Origin of the sequence: Flavobacterium sp. 140616W15, assembly GCF_003668995.1 — a bacterium.
In the GTDB taxonomy this organism is placed as follows: Bacteria; Bacteroidota; Bacteroidia; order Flavobacteriales; family Flavobacteriaceae; genus Flavobacterium.
Map to the genome: position 1 here is coordinate 4,622,041 of NZ_CP033068.1, position 20,235 is coordinate 4,642,275.

General features: G+C 32.0%; 20 protein-coding genes, 1 pseudogene and 1 riboswitch. Of the genes and pseudogenes, 5 read left to right on the forward strand and 16 right to left on the reverse strand.

Annotated elements, in window-relative coordinates:
- Window positions 1–45 precede the first annotated feature (45 nt).
- Window positions 46–435 carry an HIT family protein gene (locus EAG11_RS20270; RefSeq protein WP_129540775.1) on the forward strand — a complete coding sequence of 130 codons (390 nt, stop codon included), beginning with the start codon at window positions 46–48 and terminating at the stop codon, window positions 433–435.
- 69 nt (window positions 436–504) lie between these two features.
- Here the strand turns inward: EAG11_RS20270 and EAG11_RS20275 are convergent, their stop codons facing one another.
- Window positions 505–1,659, reverse strand: coding sequence for a PAS domain-containing sensor histidine kinase (locus EAG11_RS20275; protein WP_129540776.1), 1,155 nt, complete (start codon window positions 1,657–1,659; stop codon window positions 505–507).
- A 156-nt stretch (window positions 1,660–1,815) separates the two neighbouring features.
- Between EAG11_RS20275 and EAG11_RS20280 the strand changes: the two genes are divergently transcribed.
- From EAG11_RS20280 to aat, 3 genes are all read left to right on the forward strand, one after another.
- Entirely contained in the window at window positions 1,816–2,700 is an 885-nt protein-coding gene (locus EAG11_RS20280) for a flavin reductase family protein (protein ID WP_129540777.1), read from the forward strand.
- Window positions 2,701–2,723: 23 nt separating this feature from the next.
- The gene (locus tag EAG11_RS20285; protein WP_129540778.1) at window positions 2,724–3,092 is read left to right on the forward strand and encodes a DUF3127 domain-containing protein; all 369 of its coding nucleotides are present in this window, start codon (window positions 2,724–2,726) and stop codon (window positions 3,090–3,092) included.
- A gap of 75 nt (window positions 3,093–3,167) precedes the next feature.
- The gene (aat, locus tag EAG11_RS20290) at window positions 3,168–3,800 is read left to right on the forward strand and encodes a leucyl/phenylalanyl-tRNA--protein transferase (RefSeq protein ID WP_129540779.1); all 633 of its coding nucleotides are present in this window, start codon (window positions 3,168–3,170) and stop codon (window positions 3,798–3,800) included.
- A 47-nt stretch (window positions 3,801–3,847) separates the two neighbouring features.
- Here aat and EAG11_RS20295 read toward each other — a convergent pair whose 3' ends face one another.
- The 15 genes and pseudogenes from EAG11_RS20295 to EAG11_RS20365 all read right to left on the reverse strand — a co-directional run bounded on the left by EAG11_RS20295 (window position 3,848) and on the right by EAG11_RS20365 (window position 17,918).
- Entirely contained in the window at window positions 3,848–5,740 is a 1,893-nt protein-coding gene (locus EAG11_RS20295) for a DUF3857 domain-containing protein (RefSeq protein WP_164998743.1), read from the reverse strand.
- Window positions 5,737–7,611 carry a transglutaminase domain-containing protein gene (locus tag EAG11_RS20300; RefSeq protein ID WP_371414650.1) on the reverse strand — a complete coding sequence of 625 codons (1,875 nt, stop codon included), beginning with the start codon at window positions 7,609–7,611 and terminating at the stop codon, window positions 5,737–5,739. Before EAG11_RS20300 ends, EAG11_RS20295 begins: the two co-directional genes overlap by 4 nt.
- Window positions 7,612–7,729: 118 nt before the next feature.
- Entirely contained in the window at window positions 7,730–8,440 is a 711-nt protein-coding gene (locus tag EAG11_RS20305; protein ID WP_129540782.1) for a HesA/MoeB/ThiF family protein, read from the reverse strand.
- A gap of 76 nt (window positions 8,441–8,516) precedes the next feature.
- Complete coding sequence (thiH, locus tag EAG11_RS20310) at window positions 8,517–9,638, reverse strand: 2-iminoacetate synthase ThiH (RefSeq protein ID WP_129540783.1); 1,122 nt, start codon at window positions 9,636–9,638, stop codon at window positions 8,517–8,519.
- Between the two features lie 23 nt (window positions 9,639–9,661).
- Window positions 9,662–10,039, reverse strand: coding sequence for a GxxExxY protein (locus tag EAG11_RS20315; protein ID WP_129540784.1), 378 nt, complete (start codon window positions 10,037–10,039; stop codon window positions 9,662–9,664).
- 156 nt (window positions 10,040–10,195) lie between these two features.
- A complete protein-coding gene (locus EAG11_RS20320; RefSeq protein ID WP_129540785.1) occupies window positions 10,196–10,972 on the reverse strand; it encodes a thiazole synthase in 777 nt (258 codons plus the stop codon).
- Window positions 10,953–11,591: a thiamine phosphate synthase gene (locus EAG11_RS20325; RefSeq protein ID WP_129540786.1), complete on the reverse strand. Its 639-nt coding sequence runs from the start codon at window positions 11,589–11,591 to the stop codon at window positions 10,953–10,955. The genes EAG11_RS20320 and EAG11_RS20325 overlap by 20 nt, the downstream gene beginning before the upstream one ends.
- Window positions 11,584–12,336: a hydroxymethylpyrimidine/phosphomethylpyrimidine kinase gene (locus EAG11_RS20330; protein ID WP_129540787.1), complete on the reverse strand. Its 753-nt coding sequence runs from the start codon at window positions 12,334–12,336 to the stop codon at window positions 11,584–11,586. The genes EAG11_RS20325 and EAG11_RS20330 overlap by 8 nt, the downstream gene beginning before the upstream one ends.
- On the reverse strand, window positions 12,303–12,899 hold the full coding sequence (locus EAG11_RS20335; RefSeq protein ID WP_129540788.1) for a thiamine phosphate synthase: 597 nt from the start codon (window positions 12,897–12,899) through the stop codon (window positions 12,303–12,305). Before EAG11_RS20335 ends, EAG11_RS20330 begins: the two co-directional genes overlap by 34 nt.
- A gap of 47 nt (window positions 12,900–12,946) precedes the next feature.
- Entirely contained in the window at window positions 12,947–14,770 is a 1,824-nt protein-coding gene (thiC, locus tag EAG11_RS20340; RefSeq protein ID WP_129540789.1) for a phosphomethylpyrimidine synthase ThiC, read from the reverse strand.
- A gap of 147 nt (window positions 14,771–14,917) precedes the next feature.
- Window positions 14,918–15,124 carry a sulfur carrier protein ThiS gene (gene thiS, locus EAG11_RS20345; protein ID WP_129540790.1) on the reverse strand — a complete coding sequence of 69 codons (207 nt, stop codon included), beginning with the start codon at window positions 15,122–15,124 and terminating at the stop codon, window positions 14,918–14,920.
- A 65-nt stretch (window positions 15,125–15,189) separates the two neighbouring features.
- Window positions 15,190–15,287, reverse strand: a riboswitch (TPP riboswitch).
- A 97-nt stretch (window positions 15,288–15,384) separates the two neighbouring features.
- Window positions 15,385–15,945 carry a DNA-3-methyladenine glycosylase I gene (locus EAG11_RS20350; RefSeq protein ID WP_129540791.1) on the reverse strand — a complete coding sequence of 187 codons (561 nt, stop codon included), beginning with the start codon at window positions 15,943–15,945 and terminating at the stop codon, window positions 15,385–15,387.
- 75 nt (window positions 15,946–16,020) lie between these two features.
- Window positions 16,021–16,467 carry a lipocalin family protein gene (locus tag EAG11_RS20355; RefSeq protein WP_129540792.1) on the reverse strand — a complete coding sequence of 149 codons (447 nt, stop codon included), beginning with the start codon at window positions 16,465–16,467 and terminating at the stop codon, window positions 16,021–16,023.
- Between the two features lie 130 nt (window positions 16,468–16,597).
- Entirely contained in the window at window positions 16,598–17,242 is a 645-nt protein-coding gene (locus tag EAG11_RS20360; RefSeq protein ID WP_129540793.1) for a hypothetical protein, read from the reverse strand.
- A gap of 5 nt (window positions 17,243–17,247) precedes the next feature.
- A pseudogene (locus tag EAG11_RS20365) lies at window positions 17,248–17,918 on the reverse strand (queuosine precursor transporter).
- A 164-nt stretch (window positions 17,919–18,082) separates the two neighbouring features.
- Between EAG11_RS20365 and EAG11_RS20370 the strand changes: the two are divergent.
- Entirely contained in the window at window positions 18,083–20,203 is a 2,121-nt protein-coding gene (locus EAG11_RS20370; protein ID WP_129540794.1) for a M3 family metallopeptidase, read from the forward strand.
- The last annotated feature ends 32 nt before the right edge of the window (window positions 20,204–20,235 follow it).

Genomic DNA, 20,235 nt, shown 5'->3' on the forward strand with positions numbered 1-20,235 from the left:
ATTTATTTAATCGGTTAAACGGAAAAACGATTAAACAATTAAACAATGTCAACAATATTTACCAAAATAGTAAACGGAGAAATTCCAAGTTATAAAATTACTGAAGATGCTAATTTTTTGGCATTTTTAGATGTAAATCCAAATGCTAAAGGACATACACTTTGTATTCCGAAGCAGGAAATCAATAAGATTTTTGATATGGATGATGAATTATATCTTGGGTTAATGCAGTTTTCTAAGAAAGTTGCTATTGCTTTAGAGAAAACAGTTCCATGTAAAAGAGTTGGAATGGCAGTAGTAGGACTTGAAGTTCCTCATGCACATGTGCATTTAATTCCGCTTAACGAAATGGATGAAATGCGTTTCCATAATAAAGTATCACTTACTAAAGAAGAGTTTGAAGATTTGGCCAAAAGTATTCAGGCAAATTTGTAACCTAAGATTAGTAAGTTTTTAATAAAATAAAACCACAAATTCAATAAAAGAGTTTGTGGTTTTTTCTTTTTATGAAGGAGCGTTTACTTTGTAATTCAGTTGAATGATTGTTCCTTTGCCTACTTCAGATTGTAGAACTTTTATTTTTCCGCTATGATATTCCTCGACAATTCTTTTTGTTAATGAAAGACCTAATCCCCAACCTCTTTTTTTGGTTGTAAAACCAGGTTCAAATATAGTTTTAAATTGGTTTTTAGGAATTCCGATTCCAGTATCTGAAACATTTATTTTTACTATATCTCCGTCTTGTTCAATTTTTAATGCCAAATTACCTTTTCCTTTCATAGCATCAATAGCATTTTTCACCAAGTTTTCGATAGTCCAACTATGAAGAATTGGATTAATCATAACCATAATCGGAGTTTTTGGTATCTGAGATGAGAAATTAACCTGTTTTGAAAAACGAGATTGCAGATAATCGTATGTGTTTAATGTTTCCTCTACGATATCCTTGTTTTCAAGTACAGGAGTAGATCCAATCTTCGAGAAACGATCCGTAATAGTTTGTAATCGTTCAATATCTTTCTCAATCTCAGAAGTAATCGATTCATCAATATTTTCAGTCTTCAATAATTCGACCCAACCAATCAATGAAGATAGGGGAGTTCCTATTTGATGTGCCGTTTCTTTTGCCATTCCTGCCCAGAGTTTATTTTGGGTAGCCATTTTTGTACTTTTGTAAAAATTGTATACCAAACCTGCAAATAAGAAAATAATCAATAACAAAGCAACTGGATAATACTTGAGTTTATTCAATAATTCCGAATTGCCATAATAAAGTTCCTGATGTTTTCCTGGAGCATATTCGATTACAATTGCTTCGTTTTCCCGTTTCAATTTGTTTAAAATCGATGTTGCTTCCTTTTTATCTTTTATGATAGATTCATCAATATTTATGGCACTTATAATACTATCTTTTTCGGTTAAAATAATAGGAATTGAAGTGTTGTTACTAAATATCTGAAGGGGTAATTCAACATCACTATTTTCATCCGCATTAATCAAAGTTTTTTGAGCATTTGCCCAAAGATTCATTTTTAGCCGTTCTTCATTTTTAAAAATCTGAAAAAAGGTATAAGTGTTCCAAAGGATTAAGGAAATAATCAAAAAGGAAGCGCAAATAATGATCCAGCGGGTTGTATTTCTTCTTTCTGAAAAAAACATAAATTAAATTTTGAGGTATAAATATAACGAAATAAACACACTATATATTTTGTATGCAGACAAAGATTTTTATTTTTAAAATGAATAGACTTCTTTTGAAACTTAAACGATTTATGTACTTTTGTTGTCTTCTAAAACGATTAGAAAAATAAAAGTATGATTAGTATTGATCCAAAGGAAATTCCGACAGCAAAATTACAAGGCTATTTACAAAGTGCGGTTGGACCGAGGCCTATTGCTTTTGCAAGTACTATAGATAAAGACGGAAAACCGAATTTATCACCATTTAGTTTTTTTAATGTTTTTAGTGCCAATCCACCAATTTTAGTTTTTTCACCCTCTCGAAGAGTACGTGATAATTCTATAAAACATACTTTAATAAATGCTGAAGCAACACGTGAGGTCGTTATTAATGTAGTTAATTATGATATTGTGCAACAAACATCGTTAGCAAGTACAGAATATGCTGATGGAGTTAATGAATTTATAAAATCGGGATTAACACAAATTCCATCAGACATAGTAAAGCCATACAGAGTTAAAGAGTCTCCTGTACAGTTTGAATGCAAAGTAACTCAGATTATTCCGTTAGGAACAGAAGGAGGAGCAGGAAATCTAATTCTTTGTGAAGTAGTTAAAATTCATATTCACGAGGAGATATTAGATGAAAATGGAGCAATAGATCAACATAAAATTGACTTGGTTTCTCGCTTAGGAAGTAATTGGTATTCAAGATCAAATCAAGGACTTTTTGAAGTCGAAAAACCGCTTACAACCCTGGGAATAGGAGTAGATGCTGTACCTGATTTTGTAAAAGCAAGTTCTGTTTTTGATGGGAATGACTTAGGTAAATTAGGGAATATTGAAGCCTTGCCTACAACAGAAGAAGTTAGTATATTTGTGAAAGAAAACTTTTCTGTGAAAGGTGTGTTGAGTTCAGATGATGAGGTTAAAGTGCACCAAGAAGCTAAAAAGTATCTAAATGAAAACGATGTAATATCGGCTTGGAAAGTACTTTTAGCTAAAAAAATAAAAAAATAAATAACAATTAAATAAAAACGGAGATGGAAGTTACAGGAAAAGTAAAAGTTGTTAATCCAGAACAACAAGTTAGTGCATCATTCAAGAAAAGAGAACTTGTAGTTACTACAGAAGAGCAATATCCTCAACACATCATGATCGAATTTACTCAAGATAAATGCGATTTGTTGAGTAATTATAAAACAGGAGATCCAGTAAAAGTTTCAATTAACTTAAGAGGAAGAGAATGGGTTAATCCACAAGGAGAAACTAGATATTTTAATAGTATTCAAGGATGGAGAATCGAAAGATTAGATGCTGCTCCAGCTCAAACACCTCCAATGCCTGCTGCAGAAGCTTTTGCTCCAGCAACAAACTTAAACGAAGACGAACCAGATGATTTACCATTTTAATCAATAGGTTTTGATTTTATAATAAGCAAACCCGGCAATTTTTAAAATTTGTCGGGTTTTATATTTTATTTAGAGATGTATCATTTATCTGAAGTTTTATTTTTTCCACCAGTTTCAGAAGCCAATTATGATGGGGTTTTGGCAATTGGAGGAGATTTATCTACTGAGCGATTGCAATTGGCTTATTGTAGCGGAATTTTTCCTTGGTTTAATGAAGGTGAGCCTATAGTTTGGTGGTCACCTGACCCTAGAATGGTTTTGTTTTTGGATGAATTAATCGTATCCAAAAGTATGCGTAATATTCTTAACAGAAATAGTTTTAAGGTCACGTTCAATCAAAATTTTAGAGATGTAATTTCGAATTGCCAGAAGACTAAACGTGATGGTCAAAATGGAACATGGATTTCTAATAACATGATCGAAGCCTATTGTAAACTTCATGAAATGGGCTTTGCAAAATCGGTTGAGGTATGGGAAAATGATGAATTGGTAGGTGGCTTATACGGAGTAGATTTAGGACATGTTTTTTGTGGAGAAAGTATGTTCTCGAAAGTATCAAATGCATCCAAAGTTGCTTTTATTGCCTTAGTGACTCAATTAAAAAAGGAGAATTATAAACTTTTGGATTGTCAGGTTTATAATCCACATTTAGAAAGTTTAGGTTGTCGTGAAATTGAGCGTGAAGTCTTTATGGAAATTTTAAAATAATGGAAGGATTTAGCATTGAAAATCAGATTATATTTTTAAAATAGTATTTAATTGACTTTAGTCAAAAGCAATGAAGCATTATTAAAATCATACAAAGCGTTGACTAAATCTCGATATTCAGTATATTTTTCTTTCTCTAAATAAGTAAAATTATAAAATTCTTCGACTGTTATTTTTACAGTATTTCCTTCGACTTTTGCGCTAGATTTAAACAAACCGATAACTTCCTTGTTATCGTTTGTAATCTCTTTGTTAAAAGTCAAATTAGCAACATTTTTGACGCTAAAACCTGCTGGGATATTTAAATTGATATAGTTTATATTTTTCTTTGGATAAGATAATACGATTGGGTTTGTTCTATTGATTTCCTGATATAAACTGGCTTGCTTTCCTAAAACTTTTCCAATTGTAATTAAGTTATTTTTTCCTGCATTTTCTATCCATGATTCTTTTACTTTTACATCACTGTTGATAGTAAAAGGTTTTTCAGGAGTATAATTATTTTTATATTCTTTATTCTCAAAATTATATTTCTGGACTTCGACATCAATATCACTAAAAATATTGTTTTTAACAAAATCATTGATTTTATCTTGAGGAATATATTTGACAATATATCTAAAATAAGAAGCAAGATAGCCAGTAAATGTACTTTTTTTATTCACTAAAACCGTTTCCATATCATCGTCAATCGTAATACTACTAGTTATTTCTGTAATATTATCATCCATTAAAACATTTTCGATTTTCTTGAACTCATATGTAACCTGCTTACGAGGTTCTTGATTAAAATAAACAGCATCATTGTTGACAGAAAGAGCACTTGGCTGTCCATAAGGCATCCAGAATTGAAAAGGCGCGAGATATTTTTTTGTTTCGGGAATGTAGATTAAAATTTCCGATAGAGCTTCAGGAATAACATTTTCTTTATCAAATTTGTCGTCAAATTTATCTGTCGAAGCTGCAAATTGATATTTAATTTTAAGATAATCTAAAACATCTTTATAAAAATATAAAACCATATTTGATGTCATCTTTTTGGTTTCGATCACTTTCTTATAATTATACTGTTTGTCAATTTCAATATTCTCTTTTAAAAATGTATCTATGATTTCTATTTTTTCATCAGTTGTAATTGCTGAGTCATTTAATTTTAAATCTTCTACGAAACCTTTAATCATTGATTTAGCATTTACACCATCTGCAAAACTATAAAGAGAATTATAATAGCTGATATAATTATATGCTTTGGATGTGTTAATGAAATAATAAACTTTTGCAAGATTAGCCATATTTGTAGCATTTCTTTCAAACTTATAAGCAGGTAAATTAGATGCTGTGTAAATTGTAGTTTTATCTATACTTTGATTTTTCATTCCATTATAGGCCGCTGTGTATGTATATGCCTGCCCAATTTTATTGATTTGAAATTTAGCGTCAAGAACAGGAATGTCTCTTTGAAAATATTCTGAACCACTAAAATCTGGATAATCTTTTATTACATAATAGTATTCAATAATGTCACCTTTTTCAACACCTTCAAAAGCAAATTGCTTTTCGCTGGTTCCTTGCTTTTCTACAATTCTCTCTTTCGGAAGTTCTTCAATTTTTCCATTAGGTTTAATAACACGGACTCTTAAATCTCTGTAATCTCTTACATAACGATTGTTTATTGCTACTTTATTATATTCACTAATTCCTGTTTCAGATAAAATTTTTATAGCTTGATGTTTTACAATAAAAGCTTTGTAGGCATAGCCTCCCACTTTGTTTTCATAAAGTCTATAGTCTTTTAAAACAACTGCTGGATACGTAGCAAATTCAGCAGGAATTTCTTGAAATTTAGGGACCTCATCCCATTTGTAGTTTTTTACCTCTTCTTCTTGAGCGAATGAAATTTGTGCAAGTAATATGGTGATGAAGAAAATTAGTTTTTTCATTTTTTTATGAGAATAATATTTTGATTGTATTGTTTCGTAATGTTTTTGATAGCAATGTTCCATGTTTCAAAATTGTTTTTCTCAATTAGTAATGTATCCATTGTCATTTCTTGATTTATTATAATCGTATTATTAACTTTTTTGTAGGTTATACTTGCTGTAAAAAAGGCATTAGTGAAATTAAAATTTTCAGGTAAAAAATCTATAGTATATCCTTGTGGGATAACAAATTCATACTCGAAATTATATGATTTTTTGAAGTCATTTTCAAGAGGAGTTTTTCTTTTCTCAACATTAATTCTTGCATCTGAATAAGGGAAGAATAAGATTGGTTTAAAAAGTAGTTGATTGTCTGTTTTTTTAATCCATTTGTCTAATTCAAATTGATATCGGATTTCAAGTGGGATTTGAGATAAATCATCATTTTTAATATCAACATTTGATGTTTGAATATTCTGGATAAAACGTGCAAAATAACCTTTTAACATTTCATTTTTATCAGTTGAAGCTTTATATGTACTAATAAATTGCGTTTTCAAAAAACCATTTAAATTAAAATTTGCTTGACCAATTAATGAATTCGAATTAAATTCTATCTTTAGCTTGCCGTTCGTTTTATTTTGATCAGAAGGGATAACTGGAACGGTGGTAATTTTGTATTTTAAATCGTCTATTTTTGTTAAGGCTTCTTTTCCTTGTATGAATGGAGTTACATTTGGAAATAAAGAGTATTGGCCAGTTGCATCCAAGAACAAGTCTTGGTTGTTAATTCGGGCAACTGTAATCATATGATTGTCTACAATTGGGCTTGGAACATTTTTATAGGTATAATTATTATGGCGAGTTCCAATCCATGCTATATTAGACTCTATACCGGCGTAACGAAGCATTTCATTTAGTAAGTTGGCCATATCCTTACAATCGCCATACTTTTTTTGCAATACAGAAGCTGCTTCTCGCGGAATGTATCCTCCCATTCCGTCTTCAAAAGCAACATAGTTTATTTTACTTTGAACATAATCAAAAATTACTTTAGCTTTGTCAAAATCTTTTGTTAGACCAGTAATCAGTTCTGCTGTTTTTTCTTTTACCTGAGTTTGGTCTTGTTTGTTGATGTCTTTAATTGTTTGTGCGTAGAAACGATAAAGATTATCTATAGTTCCAACAACATTCTGAGTGCCTGAATTATTTTTGTAGTTTTTAATATAAAAAATCAAATGTGGGCTGTAATATGAAAAATTGGGAGAACTACTTTCTTTTTCTTCTTTTTCGATGTTTACCATTTGCCATGAGTAAATTGTAAAATCACCATTAATTTCTTTTGTAAATTCTATGTTTTCATTACTAGTATTACCCTGAATGATGTAGCCAATTTCTATGTCTTTTGAAACTTTTAGAATAACTCTTGATGATTTGCAATCGAGGTAATCTTTGAAATAATAGCTTTCTAAAAACTGAGGTTTTTGATATTCTTTTTTGTATAAAGAATAGGTTTGTGAGCCCTCTTCAATATTTGGAAAAGTGTAATATCTGAATTTCATGTCATGAACAAATATGTTGCCTATTTCACGATCTTCAGTTCCAATATACGAAACTTTATGCTTTTTATTGTTTGGAGAAATACTATAAGCTTCAATGTCAAAAACTTTTTCAAAAGAGTCTGCATAGTTTATTTTGTTTCCTAAAATAGATTTGTCATCTTTATCACCAACCCATCTTTTTTCAGCTGAAGAAAGAATAATTGAAGGAAGATTATTTTTTACAGTAATATTATAGGAAGATTGTTTTTCTGCTATATATGATTTTTGCTTTGTACTTTGGGCTGTACCTGAAAAAAAACTAAAAAAAAGAAAGGAAAGAAAGATTGTAATTTTTTAATCATTTAGGAATACAATTTGTGGCTTTTAAATAAATTTAACGACAATATTAGTAAATTAAATTAATTTAAAGAGTAATAACCAATAAGTTTTCTTAATTGATTTTTCCTGCTTAAAAATTCAGTTTAGTAAAGTCCCAGTTTAGTGTATTATAAAGGATTAATTCGTTATTTAAAGTTGGTAAATTTAGAATTAATTTTAATGTTTCGTGTGCCATCATAGTTCCAATTATTCCAGGCAATGTTCCTAGAACTCCATTTAAATTACAATTTGGAACGTCTTTAGGATTGGGCATTTCAGGAAATAAATCACGTAAATTTTTACTTCCATTATGGTTAAAAACGGCCACTTGCCCTTCAAATTTTAAAATACTCCCATAAACCAATGTTTTGTTTAAGCTCACACAAGTATCATTAACTAAATAACGGGTTCCAAAATTATCAGATCCATCTACTACAATATCAAAATCGTGTATAATATTAAATGCATTTTCAAGAGTTAGTTTTTCTTCAAAAGGGACAACAGTAATTAATGGATTTAGCTTTTTGACTACAGCTTTAGCAGTTGGAGTTTTGGCTTGACCAATGGTATCTTCAGTATATAAAATTTGGCGATGTAAATTATGAATCTCTATTAAATCAAAATCTACAATACCTATTGTTCCGACTCCTGCGGTTGCTAAATATTGTAAAATAGGACAGCCCAAGCCACCAGCACCAATGACTAGTACTTTAGCTTGTTTTATTTTGTCTTGTCCAATATCACCAATTTCAGGTAACATCATTTGGCGATTATAGCGTAAAAAATCTTGTATAATGCTCATTTTAATTTAGGTCTTAGAGTTAGAAAGTTATGATGTCAAAAGTTAAAAGTCAAACTATAAAGTAAAGTTGAGGGCTTTAAGACTTTTGGTTATATGTTCTATCCCAATCTTTCCAAACGGGTTCATAGCCTGATTTTTTTATGATTTGGGATATTTCTTCAGCAGAACGTTCATCGCTAATTTCAAATTGTTCTAACGATTGTGGATCAACGGCATATCCGCCAGGATTTGTTTTTGAACCAGCACTCATACTTGTTGTTCCAATCGGAATGATATTATTTCTAAATTTTTCATTTTCACGTGTTGATATCGAAATTTCTAAATCTTCATTCCATAATCGGTAAGCACAGATAAGTTGCGTTAAATCTTTGTCATCCATAATAAAGTTAGGCTCGATAATTCCTTCTGCAGGACGTAATCGAGGGAAAGAAACGGAATACTTTGTCTGCCAATATTTTTTTTGGAGATAATCAATGTGCAGTGCATTAAAAAAACTATCTGTGCGCCAATCTTCTAAACCTAAAAGAACGCCTAATCCAATTTTATGGATACCAGCTGTTCCAATTCTATCAGGGGTTTCTAATCTAAAGTCAAAATTTGATTTTTTGCCTTTGGTGTGGTATTTTTTATATACTTCCTGATGATACGTTTCCTGATATACTAAAACAGAATATACGCCAGCTTTATGAAGTTTTTCATATTCTTCAGTAGAAAGTGGTTGAACTTCAACAGAAATAATCGAAAAGTGTTCTCTTATTTGGGTAATTGCATTCAGAAAATAATTAATATTTACTGTATAATTTGCTTCGCCAGTAACCAATAGAACATGATCAAATCCAATGCTTTTTAAAGCTTCAACTTCTAGTTTAATCTCTGAGTCTGAAAGAGTTTTTCGTTTGATTTTATTGTCCAAGCTAAAACCACAATAGGTACAAATGTTTTGACATTCGTTACTTAAATAAAGAGGAGCATACATCTGAATCGTTTTTCCAAAACGTTTCTTGGTTAATTTATGACATTCTTGAGCCATTTGTTCTAAATAAGAAAGTGCAGCTGGTGAAATTAAAGCAAGGAAATCATCAAGATTTCGTTTGTTTTTAGTCAAAGCAAGTTCTACTTCCTGAGGAGAAGTTTGATATATTTTGGATTGGATGGTGTTCCAGTCGTATTGATTAAAAACAGATTTGAATGTATTCATTAGGTTGATTGGTTTCACGCAAATTAAATTTTGTTTACTACTCGATGTATATTGTCTAGAATATTTACGCAATTAAAATTGACTAATAATCCCAGTCTTTTGTTGGTTAATTTCAAATAAGTATTTAATTGTTTAAAATGAATGGATTTCAATTCTTCCACAGATTTCAATTCAATAATTACTTTGTCTTCAACTAATAAATCTAATCGAAAAGTGATATCTAATTCTACATTATCATATTTAACGGGTAAATTAATTTGTTTAACGATTTTTAATCCATCTTTATTTAATTGATAATATAAAGCACTTTCATAAATTGATTCTAATAATCCAGGACCTAAGGCGTTGTATACTTTAAATATAGCACCTCTTATTTTATATGAAATTTCATTTTCTGACATAATATTGGATTTTATTCTTAAATCAAATTTAATGAAAAATCTTACATTTTAAGCGAGCTTTTTCTCGCAGATTTTGCAGATTGAGGAGATTATTTTTGGGCATGTTTCTATTGAAATAAATCTGCTCAATCTGCAAAATCTGCGAGAGATTAAAAATTAATCATATAAAAAAGAAGTCAATGGACTCGAAGCTACTGCTTGATGATATTGCCTTCCTAGTTTAGCCTCATAAGCTTTTCGGCCGGCGATTACAGCTTCTTTAAAAGCTTCAGCCATTAATTCTGGATTTCCTGCTACAGCAATTGCAGTATTAACTAAAACTGCATCGGCACCAAGTTCCATTGCTTTTGCCGCATCTGATGGAGCTCCGATTCCTGCATCGATAATTACAGGAACATTGCTTTGTTCTATTATAATCTCTAAAAAATCTATTGTTTTCAGCCCTTTATTACTACCAATAGGAGAGCCCAAGGGCATAACAGCAGCTGTTCCTACATCTTCAAGGCGTTTGCATAAAACAGGGTCAGCGTGAATGTAGGGCAGAATAATGAAGCCTAGTTTTGCTAATTCTTCGGTAGCTTTTAGAGTTTCGATAGCATCGGGCATTAAGTATTTAGGATCAGGATGAATTTCGAGTTTTAGCCAGTTGGTTTCAAGTGCTTCACGTGCTAATTGCGCGGCAAATATTGCTTCTTTTGCATTTCTAGCACCCGATGTATTTGGTAATAAATTAATTCTCGGATGTTTTAAATGTGATAAAATAGCATCGGTTTCAGTTTCTAAATCGATGCGTTTTAAAGCAACCGTAACTAATTCACTTCCCGAAGCCAAGATCGCTTTTTCCATTTCCAGATTGGATCCAAATTTTCCAGTTCCTAAAAACAAACGGGATTCGAGGAGTTTATTGCCTATTTTAAATGATGACGTTTGCATATAATTTTTCGTTAAGTTGTGTAATAAGTTTTCCTTTCTCAGAGCTTTTAGTAATTACTCCAGAAACAGCAACGCCATAGATTCCAATTTCTATTAATTTGTCAATATCATCTATGATAATTCCGCCAATGGCATAAATTGGAATTTCGAGATGATTAGCTTTTAATTTTTGAAGAATTTCATAATAGCCTTCATAGCCTAAAATTGGACTTAGTTTTTCTTTGGTTTTTGTAAATCGAAGAGGGCCAAGGCCAACATAGTCACAGCCGTTTTGGATATGATTTAAAATATCTTCGAATGTATTGGCTGTTCCTCCGATGATTTTAGTATTCCCTAATGTAGCTCGTGCTTCTTCTATTTTTGTATCTAAAAGACCTAAATGAACTCCATCGGCTGCAATTTGTTGAGCTAGATAGACATTGTCATTTATAATGAAATTGGCGAGATACTCTTCGCATAAAAATTTTACTGCTTCTGCTAAAGCAAAAGAGTTTTTGACACTTTGATTTTTAAAACGCATCTGAATCCAATCACAGCCATTATCAAGAGCTTCATGAATATTGTATAATTGTTCTTCGATTGTGTTTCCTTGTGATATATATTGTAGTTTATTATACATGATGGTAACCGATTAAAGTTAAAGTTGAATTCAAATATTTTTCGATATAAATTTTAGCATTGGCACAAGCAAATCTCATTTCCTGACCTAAAGCTAAATTGGCAGTTATTGCTGCAGAGTGTACGCATCCTGAGCCATGTTTTGGATAACATTTGGTGTTATTTGGTGAAAGCTCAAAAATTTCATTTTGACTATATAGATAATCAGTTCCAATTGCCTTGGTATTATGTCCGCCTTTTAATAAAATAGCGGTTGGGATTTTTTTATCTAATAGATTGTCTTTAAAATCGAAATTGGGAAATAGTTTTTTTATTTCACTGTAATTTGGAGTAATCAAATCGATTTTATTAAGTATCTCGATTAAATCGGATTTGTTTTCGATTGTGATAAAATCAAATTCGGTAGTAGATTTTAAAACCGTATCCCAGATTATTTGCGTTGCAGGCGAAAGCTTTTTTATACAGAAAATAATTTCTTTTAAATAACTGAGAGAAGGAACAATTCCGATTTTTACGGTTTTTATATCATAATTTCCGAATAGTATTTTTATGGAACGTAACACAAAATCAAGCGATGTCCATTCTATTTCAAAGAATTCTTTTTCTGTTTGAATTGTATTTCCTGTATTTATGGCAAGTCCAGCCACATGATGTAGCTCAAAAGTTTTGCAATCTGCCAAAACTCCAGCGCCACCAGAAGGATCAAAACCAGCTATTGTAAGTACGAAAGGGCGATTCTCTGGCATGATTTAAAATTTTTAATTGGATTTTCAGTATTCCAAATAGTTCCTAATAAAGCAACATTGTCAAAACCATTTGTCAGCGGGGTTTCTATATTTTCAGCATTAATTCCGCCTAAAGCAATTAGTTTAGTTTTAGTATTGGTTCTGTCTTTTATGGATTCAAATAAATCAGTTTTAGGAAAATAGTCCGCCTTTGAAATACTTGGGTAAACTGGACTCAAAAAAGCATATTCAAATTCGGGAGCTAATGAATTAAAATCTGTAATTGAATGTGTTGAAGTTGATAAATGGATCTCTTTATTTTTATATTTTTCTAGAGTGATTCTTCTTCTTGTCTCTTCTGTAAAGTGAATTCTGTTAATCTTAAATGTTTCTATTAATTCATGATGACTGTGCAATACTAATCGAGGGCGGAATTCAGGATTTATCTGTGCTATAAATGAAATCATTTCCTTAAGTGAATATTCAGGTTTTCGAATATGAAACAATTGTAATCCTTCCTCAAGAAGAGAATGGATTACATTTATTTCGTTTGCTATTGCAGTTGGATTTGATAGAACTATCATAATCTTTCTTCTTTACTGTATTTTTTGTTTTTTCTATACTTCTGAAATTAAATATAAATCTCTTTTCCTTGTTCGATAAACTCTTCTGATTTCTCCTGCATTCCTTTTTCGGCGGCGGCCACATCACGAATTTCCTGAGATATTTTCATAGAGCAGAATTTTGGACCGCACATAGAGCAGAAATGAGCAATTTTTGCACCTTCGGCAGGAAGTGTTTCATCGTGAAATTCTCGTGCTGTATCAGGATCTAATGATAAATTAAACTGATCTTCCCATCGGAATTCGAAACGTGCTTTACTTAATGCGTTGTCACGATATTGTGCTCCTGGATGTCCTTTGGCTAAATCGGCAGCATGAGCTGAGATTTTATAAGTGATGACTCCATCTTTCACATCTTTTTTGTTTGGTAAACCTAAATGCTCTTTTGGGGTAACATAACACAACATTGCACAACCGTACCAACCAATCAGTGCAGCTCCAATAGCCGAAGTAATATGATCATAACCCGGTGCAATATCTGTGGTTAATGGCCCAAGAGTATAAAATGGAGCTTCATTACAATGTTCTAATTGTTTGTCCATGTTTTCTTTAATCATGTGCATTGGTACGTGACCAGGACCTTCAATAAATACCTGAACATCATGTTTCCAAGCAATTTTGGCTAATTCTCCAAGAGTTTCTAATTCGGCAAATTGTGCAGCATCATTCGCATCGGCAATAGAGCCTGGGCGAAGGCCATCTCCTAAAGAAAAAGCTACGTCATATTGTTTCATGATTTCGCAGATTTCCTCAAAATGAGTATATAAGAAGTTTTCCTTATGATGAAATAAACACCACTTTGCCATTATAGATCCACCACGAGAAACAATTCCTGTAACACGTTCGGCAGTAAGATGTATGTAACGTAATAAAACACCTGCATGAATGGTGAAATAGGAAACTCCTTGTTCTGCTTGCTCAATAAGAGTATCGCGGAAAACTTCCCAAGTTAAATCTTCTGCAATTCCTTTTACTTTCTCTAAAGCTTGATAAATAGGAACTGTCCCAATTGGTACTGGCGAGTTACGAATAATCCATTCTCTGGTTTCATGAATGTTTTTTCCTGTAGATAAGTCCATGATAGTATCGGCTCCCCAGCGACAAGCCCAAACGGCTTTTTCAACTTCTTCTTCGATGGTAGAAGTCACAGCGCTATTACCAATATTAGCATTTATTTTTACCAAGAAATTACGACCTACGATCATAGGTTCGCTTTCGGGATGGTTAATGTTATTTGGAATAATAGCACGACCAATGGCTACTTCACTTCGTACAAACTCAGGGGTTATTTTGCTTTTTGGAGTATTTGCTCCAAAACTATGACCAACATGCTGGCATTGCATAACTTTAGTCTGTTCATTTAATAACTCAATACGTTGGTTTTCGCGAATGGCGATATATTCCATTTCGGGAGTAATGATTCCTTGTTTGGCATAATAAAGTTGCGTAACGTTCGCCCCTTTTTTGGCACGTTTTGGCTGATGTAAATATTCGAAACGCAAGTGATTTAAACTCTCATCGTTTAATCGCATTTGTCCATAATCGGAACTAATTTCGTCTAGAATTTCTACGTCATTTCGATCTAGAATCCATTCTTCTCTTAAACGAGGCAATCCTTTTCGAATGTCGATTTGGATATTTGGATCGGTGTATGGCCCTGATGTGTCATAAATTGTTACAGATGGATTTTTTTCGATACCGCCATTAGAAAGTCTGGTATCGCTAAGTGCTACCTCACGCATGGCTACTTTTATAGGATGTATTTCTCCGTTTACATATACTTTATTGGAGTTGGGAAAAGGAGTTCTGGAAATTTGTTCTTCTGTAGTCATAGTATTTTGTTTCAAGTTTCAGGTTTCAAGTTTGGCCTTGATTGTGGTTTTTTTGCGTTTGTTTTTTCCGTAGAGGCACACAGCAGTGCGTCTACACATGATATATCAATTGGAATTTGGAATTTTAAAAAAAATGGAATTTGACTTTTATCCACCTTGAGTGGCAGAAATAATTAAAATTTCGTCAGTTTCTTGTACGTGAAATTCGTTCCAGTTGAGTTTTGGAACGACAGTATTGTTTACGGCAACGGCAATTCCGTTTTGTTTGTTCGGAATTTCGAGATCGAGCAATGCCTGAACGCTAAGAGTTTCAGTATTGAATTGTTTGGTTTGTTGATTGATTTTTAGTTCCATTCCTTCAGAATTTAGTATATAGTTATACTTTAGGAATGGCTACTATTACGCATAAAAATGCGCGCAGAAGTCATCTTACTTTTCCCTACGCTAGTATGAACTAGATCAGGTTCAGAGGGTAAAATCTCAGCCTACTTTATTGTAGACACCCCTAAAGTGTGAAGCAAATGTATGAAAAAAATGTTTTGGAACTATAAAAGTTTCAAGTCTCGAGTTTCAGGTTTATCAAAGAAGACTGAAAACGGCAACTGAAGACTCTTTTATTTTGTTCGCGTCCAGCAATCTTCGACATGGTCATTGATCATTCCAGTAGCTTGCATATGTGCATAAATAACGGTTGAGCCTACAAATTTAAATCCTCTTTTTTTTAAATCTTTGCTAATCGCATCAGAAAGTGGAGTAGTGGCTGGAACATCTTTTAGGGTTTTCGGATTGTTGTCGATGGGTTTTCCATTAGTAAATTTCCAGATATAGTCAGAGAAACTTCCAAATTCCTCTTGTATTTTTATAAACGCTTGCGCATTGCTAACCGCCGAATGTATTTTTAATTTGTTTCGGATTATTCCTGTGTCTTGTAATAACGATTCAATTTTATCTTCAGAATATTGTGCCATTTTTTTGTAATCGAAATTATCAAAAGCAATTCTAAAATTCTCTCTTTTGTTTAATATTGTTATCCAACTTAATCCAGCCTGAAAGGTTTCTAGAATTAAAAATTCAAATAATGATGCATCGTCGTAAACAGGAACACCCCATTCTTCATCGTGATATTTTTTATATAAATCACTTGCTGAGCACCAGCCACATCTTATTGGTTCCATTTTTTATTTCAAATGTATAAAAAAACCTCAAATTTTGTGAATTTGAGGTTTAGTATGATTGTATTTCGGGTGAAATTATTTTCTTTTTAATACTACAACGTATATTTCTACTACTTTTCCTTGAGGGTCGGTATGTATGTATTTTAATTTAAGTGTAGATTTATTTAGTTCTAAAATTTCTGCTATAACAGCTTCGTCATCATCATAAGCTGTGTATTTTGTTGTTAGTGAATTACCTTCTTTTGACCAAGTTCCACTTTCACTAAAAGTAGCACATTCCGAGTCATTAAACTCTGAATAGGTTTCTGTGTAAGTACCATTATTAAGGAATGTTATAGTGTTTTTATCGCAACCACCTTCATTGCTAATTGGCGTTAAAGTCTCTACACCATCAACGATTAATCCTTCATGTGTAGCTTCCCAAGTTGATTCAATAGAATTGTTGTCATCATCATTACTGCATGATGAAATAGATAGACTTAGAGTTACCATTAATAAAATTAAAATGTAATTTTTTTTCATTTTATCTTTTTTTATTGTTAAAATTAATGTGTAAAACTAGTATTTAAATAGGTAAGTTAAAATAAATAAACAGGTTTTTATGGGTTAATTTATTAAATAAAAGCTAGTTTATTGATTATGTGTGTGTTGTTTATTTTCCAATTTTCCAATGGTACCCTTTAACTGAAGGAATATAGGCCGAGGTTCCAATAATTATTAAGTCGTTATAGATTTTTTTGTTGTGTTTTATCCCAATAGCTTTTCCAGAGGTATGCATTTTATTGGCTTCAAATTTGATTTTTATTCGGGCATCGGCAAATTTGGCATCCGAAATCTTTTCGATAAACCAAGTAGAATTCCATTTGATATCGATTTCATCTTCGGCAGTTTTTGTTATGCTTTTGATTAATTTAACACCGTCTTTTGGGATATTATGATTCTCAATAAGTTCTTTTTGTGTTAGCGTTTCTCCTGTTTTGCAAGTTGATAATAATTTTTTGAAATAAGTAAAACCTTTAAGTTTTTCGGTTTCGATACTTTCTATTCCGATGCTATCTTTTGATGAGATTGTTTCTTCTGTGATCGTTTTATTATTTTTTATATTTCCTGATGCAACTATTGTTTTAGTAATTGAATCTTTAACAGAAGTTATAGTTTCTATTGCACTGTTAGAAATATTTTTTATTTTTTCAGTAACATTTGATGTTGATTGTAATAATTGTTTTCTATCATTTTTATTACAGCTAGACAAGAAGCATATAATTAAAATAAATAAAATGGTATTGTAATTTTTCATGCGGTTTAATTCTCTTTTTTTTCTTTTGGATGATCTTCTTCCAGGTATTTTTTAATTAAATGATGTCCAAGATAAATTAATGGAGTTAATAAAACTGCAACAGTAAGTTTAAATGTGTAACCAGTAAGTCCTGATGAAATAAAAGTGTCAAAATCTATTTTTCCGGGTAACCAAAACGCAATTCCTAATACAATAAAAGAATCGAATAATTGAGATATTACAGTTGATCCAGTAGTTCTAAGCCAAATTTTCTTTTCACCTGTTCTTTTTTGAAAAACCAGAATATCCAAACGTCTATTAGTTGTGATGCCATAAACGCAATAAGACTCCCTACAATAATCCACATGCTTTGTCCGAATACAGCTTGAAATTGTTCGTCATTTACAGGACTTATTCCTTTTGCGGCCGGAATTACTATTGCCATAAATAATATAATAAAGGCATAAGCAATTAAACAGGCTGTTATGAGTGACAGTTTTTTAACCCCTTTTTCTCCAAAATACTCATTGATTAAGTCGGTAGTTAAAAAAACGACTGGCCAAGGCAAAATTCCGATACTCATTACAAATGGACCAATTTGAATTAGTTTCCCTCCAATTAACTCAGCCACAACGGCATTGGTGATAAAAATTCCTGCAAGAATTACAAAGACAACCTCTTTTTTGGTCTTAAACATAAATAAAGTTTTACGTTTCAAATTTAAGATATTATTTGGAGTATTCATTTTTATGAAAAATATAGTTGATATCTGTTTTATGAGTGCTTTTTCTCTGTTTGTTAAAATCGACTGATAGTTGTATTTGATTGTTATATTTGCTTTTAATGTTTTAAATAATGCACATGAAAAAAATTGTAACAATTCTAATTATGGCTACTTCTTTAACTTCTATTCAGGCGCAAACAAATTCGACTAATCCATTATTACAAAAATGGACTGGCCTTTATGGTGGCGTACCTGCTTTTGGAGAATATAAAATTGCCGATTTTAAGTCTGCTTTTGATGTTGCTATTAAGCAGAAAAAAGAGGAGATTGATGCTATAGCAAATAACCCAAAGCCTGTAACTTTTGATAATACTATTGCTCAACTGGAGCGATCTGGGAAAACGTTGTCAAGAGTTATGACGGTTTATGGGATTTATTCTTCGAATATTAGTACTCCAGAATTTACATTGGTAAAAAAGGATATTGAGCCTTTATTAGCGATGCAATCTACTGATTTTTATCAAAATAGAAAGTTGTTTGGTAGAATTGAAAAACTTTATAATTCTTCTGATAAAAAGAAATTAACTAGTGAACAACAAAGACTTATTTGGGTTTATCATACAGAATTTAATAAGCAAGGAGCTAATTTAAGTGATGCTGATAAGGCAAAAGTTGGAGCAATCAACAAACAATTATCAACTCTGTTTTCACGATTCAGTCAAAACTTACTGGCTGAGGAAAATGATCAATATGTTGCATTATCAACTGAAACCGATTTTGATGGTTTGCCAGATGAAATAAAGAAAGCAGCTATGGCTCAAGCCAAAGAAAGAAAGCTTTCTGCAATGGGATGTATTGCAAATACACGCTCTTTTGTGGAGCCTTTTTTGACTTTTTCTACCAATAGAGAATTGAGAGAGAAGGTGTGGAGAATGTTTATAAACAGGGGAGATAATGGTAATGAATATGATAATAAATCGACTTTAGTCGAAATATTACAGCTCCGTGCTACAAAAGCAAAACTTTTGGGGTATCCTACTTTTGCACATTGGAATTTAACTAATCGGATGGCTAAAACTCCTGAAAGAGCGATGGCTTTAATGGAGGCTGTTTGGGAGCCAGCTGTAAATCAGGTTCACAAAGATGTTGCAGACATGCAAAAGATTGTTGTAGCGGAAGGTGGTAAGTTTGAAATAGAGCCTTGGGATTATCGCTATTATGCTGAAAAGGTTAGAAAAGCGAAATACGATTTAGATCAAAATGAGGTTAAAGAATACCTTCAGCTTGAAAAATTACGTGAAGGAATGTTTTGGGTTGCTGGTGAATTGTTTGATTTAAAATTTAAACAAATAACAGATGTTCCAGTTTATCATCCAGATGTAAGAGTTTGGGAGGTATTCAATTTAAAAACTGGTAAAGTAGTAGGTTTATGGTATTTTGACCCTTATGCGCGTAAAGGAAAACGTTCTGGTGCATGGATGAATGCGTATAGACAACAACAAAAATTAGATGGTGATGTTCTTACGATTGTTTCTAATAATAGTAATTTTATTAAGGGGAATGATAATGAGCCAGTTTTGATTTCATGGACAGACGCAACGACTTTATTTCATGAGTTCGGACATGCATTACATGGTTTATGTTCGAATGTTACTTATCCAACTCTTTCAGGGACAGCTGTAGCTAGAGATTACGTAGAGTTTCCATCTCAAATCTTAGAGCGCTGGTTAGAAACTCCAGAAGTGTTGAATAAATTTGCTTTAAATTATAAAACAGGCAAGCCTATTCCAAAAGACTTGGTAGATCGTATTGCAAAAGCGGCGACATTTAATGAAGGATTTTCTACCGTAGAAACAATTTCAAGTTCGCTTATAGATATGAAATTGCACTTAGCAGGAGCTGTCGCTATTGATCCTACTGTCTTCGAAAAAGAAACATTGGCAAAATTAAAAATGCCTAAAGAAATCGTGATGCGTCATCGTATTCCGCAATTCGGACATATTTTCTCAAGTGATGGGTATGCAAGTGGATATTATAGTTATTTATGGGCAGATGTTATTAGTGCAGATGCATATGAAGCATTTACTGAGGCAAAAGGACCATACGATAAAGAGGTAGCAAAGAGGTTACATGATAAGATCTTTAGTGTTGGTAATACAACTGATCAAGAGGAAGCTTATAAATCTTTCAGAGGACATAATCCTGAGATTAATGCTTTAATGAAAGCAAGAGGTTTTGATGTTTCTGTCACAAAATAAAAATAATGATGGATTTTGAGACTCCATCATTT

What these genes read in the sequence shown, in the direction of transcription:
- EAG11_RS20320 (WP_129540785.1), bottom strand. Translation starts at nt 10,972, where the DNA reads ATGCAAACGTCATCATTTAAAATAGGCAATAAACTCCTCGAATCCCGT.
- thiC (WP_129540789.1), bottom strand. Translation starts at nt 14,770, where the DNA reads ATGACTACAGAAGAACAAATTTCCAGAACTCCTTTTCCCAACTCCAAT.
- EAG11_RS20355 (WP_129540792.1), bottom strand. Translation starts at nt 16,467, where the DNA reads ATGAAAAAAAATTACATTTTAATTTTATTAATGGTAACTCTAAGTCTA.
- EAG11_RS20305 (WP_129540782.1), bottom strand. Translation starts at nt 8,440, where the DNA reads ATGAGCATTATACAAGATTTTTTACGCTATAATCGCCAAATGATGTTA.
- EAG11_RS20295 (WP_164998743.1), bottom strand. Translation starts at nt 5,740, where the DNA reads ATGAAAAAACTAATTTTCTTCATCACCATATTACTTGCACAAATTTCA.
- EAG11_RS20330 (WP_129540787.1), bottom strand. Translation starts at nt 12,336, where the DNA reads ATGCCAGAGAATCGCCCTTTCGTACTTACAATAGCTGGTTTTGATCCT.
- EAG11_RS20350 (WP_129540791.1), bottom strand. Translation starts at nt 15,945, where the DNA reads ATGGAACCAATAAGATGTGGCTGGTGCTCAGCAAGTGATTTATATAAA.
- EAG11_RS20325 (WP_129540786.1), bottom strand. Translation starts at nt 11,591, where the DNA reads ATGTATAATAAACTACAATATATATCACAAGGAAACACAATCGAAGAA.
- EAG11_RS20360 (WP_129540793.1), bottom strand. Translation starts at nt 17,242, where the DNA reads ATGAAAAATTACAATACCATTTTATTTATTTTAATTATATGCTTCTTG.
- aat (WP_129540779.1), top strand. Translation starts at nt 3,168, where the DNA reads ATGTATCATTTATCTGAAGTTTTATTTTTTCCACCAGTTTCAGAAGCC.
- EAG11_RS20270 (WP_129540775.1), top strand. Translation starts at nt 46, where the DNA reads ATGTCAACAATATTTACCAAAATAGTAAACGGAGAAATTCCAAGTTAT.
- EAG11_RS20315 (WP_129540784.1), bottom strand. Translation starts at nt 10,039, where the DNA reads ATGTCAGAAAATGAAATTTCATATAAAATAAGAGGTGCTATATTTAAA.
- thiH (WP_129540783.1), bottom strand. Translation starts at nt 9,638, where the DNA reads ATGAATACATTCAAATCTGTTTTTAATCAATACGACTGGAACACCATC.
- EAG11_RS20285 (WP_129540778.1), top strand. Translation starts at nt 2,724, where the DNA reads ATGGAAGTTACAGGAAAAGTAAAAGTTGTTAATCCAGAACAACAAGTT.
- EAG11_RS20370 (WP_129540794.1), top strand. Translation starts at nt 18,083, where the DNA reads ATGAAAAAAATTGTAACAATTCTAATTATGGCTACTTCTTTAACTTCT.
- EAG11_RS20275 (WP_129540776.1), bottom strand. Translation starts at nt 1,659, where the DNA reads ATGTTTTTTTCAGAAAGAAGAAATACAACCCGCTGGATCATTATTTGC.
- thiS (WP_129540790.1), bottom strand. Translation starts at nt 15,124, where the DNA reads ATGGAACTAAAAATCAATCAACAAACCAAACAATTCAATACTGAAACT.
- EAG11_RS20335 (WP_129540788.1), bottom strand. Translation starts at nt 12,899, where the DNA reads ATGATAGTTCTATCAAATCCAACTGCAATAGCAAACGAAATAAATGTA.
- EAG11_RS20280 (WP_129540777.1), top strand. Translation starts at nt 1,816, where the DNA reads ATGATTAGTATTGATCCAAAGGAAATTCCGACAGCAAAATTACAAGGC.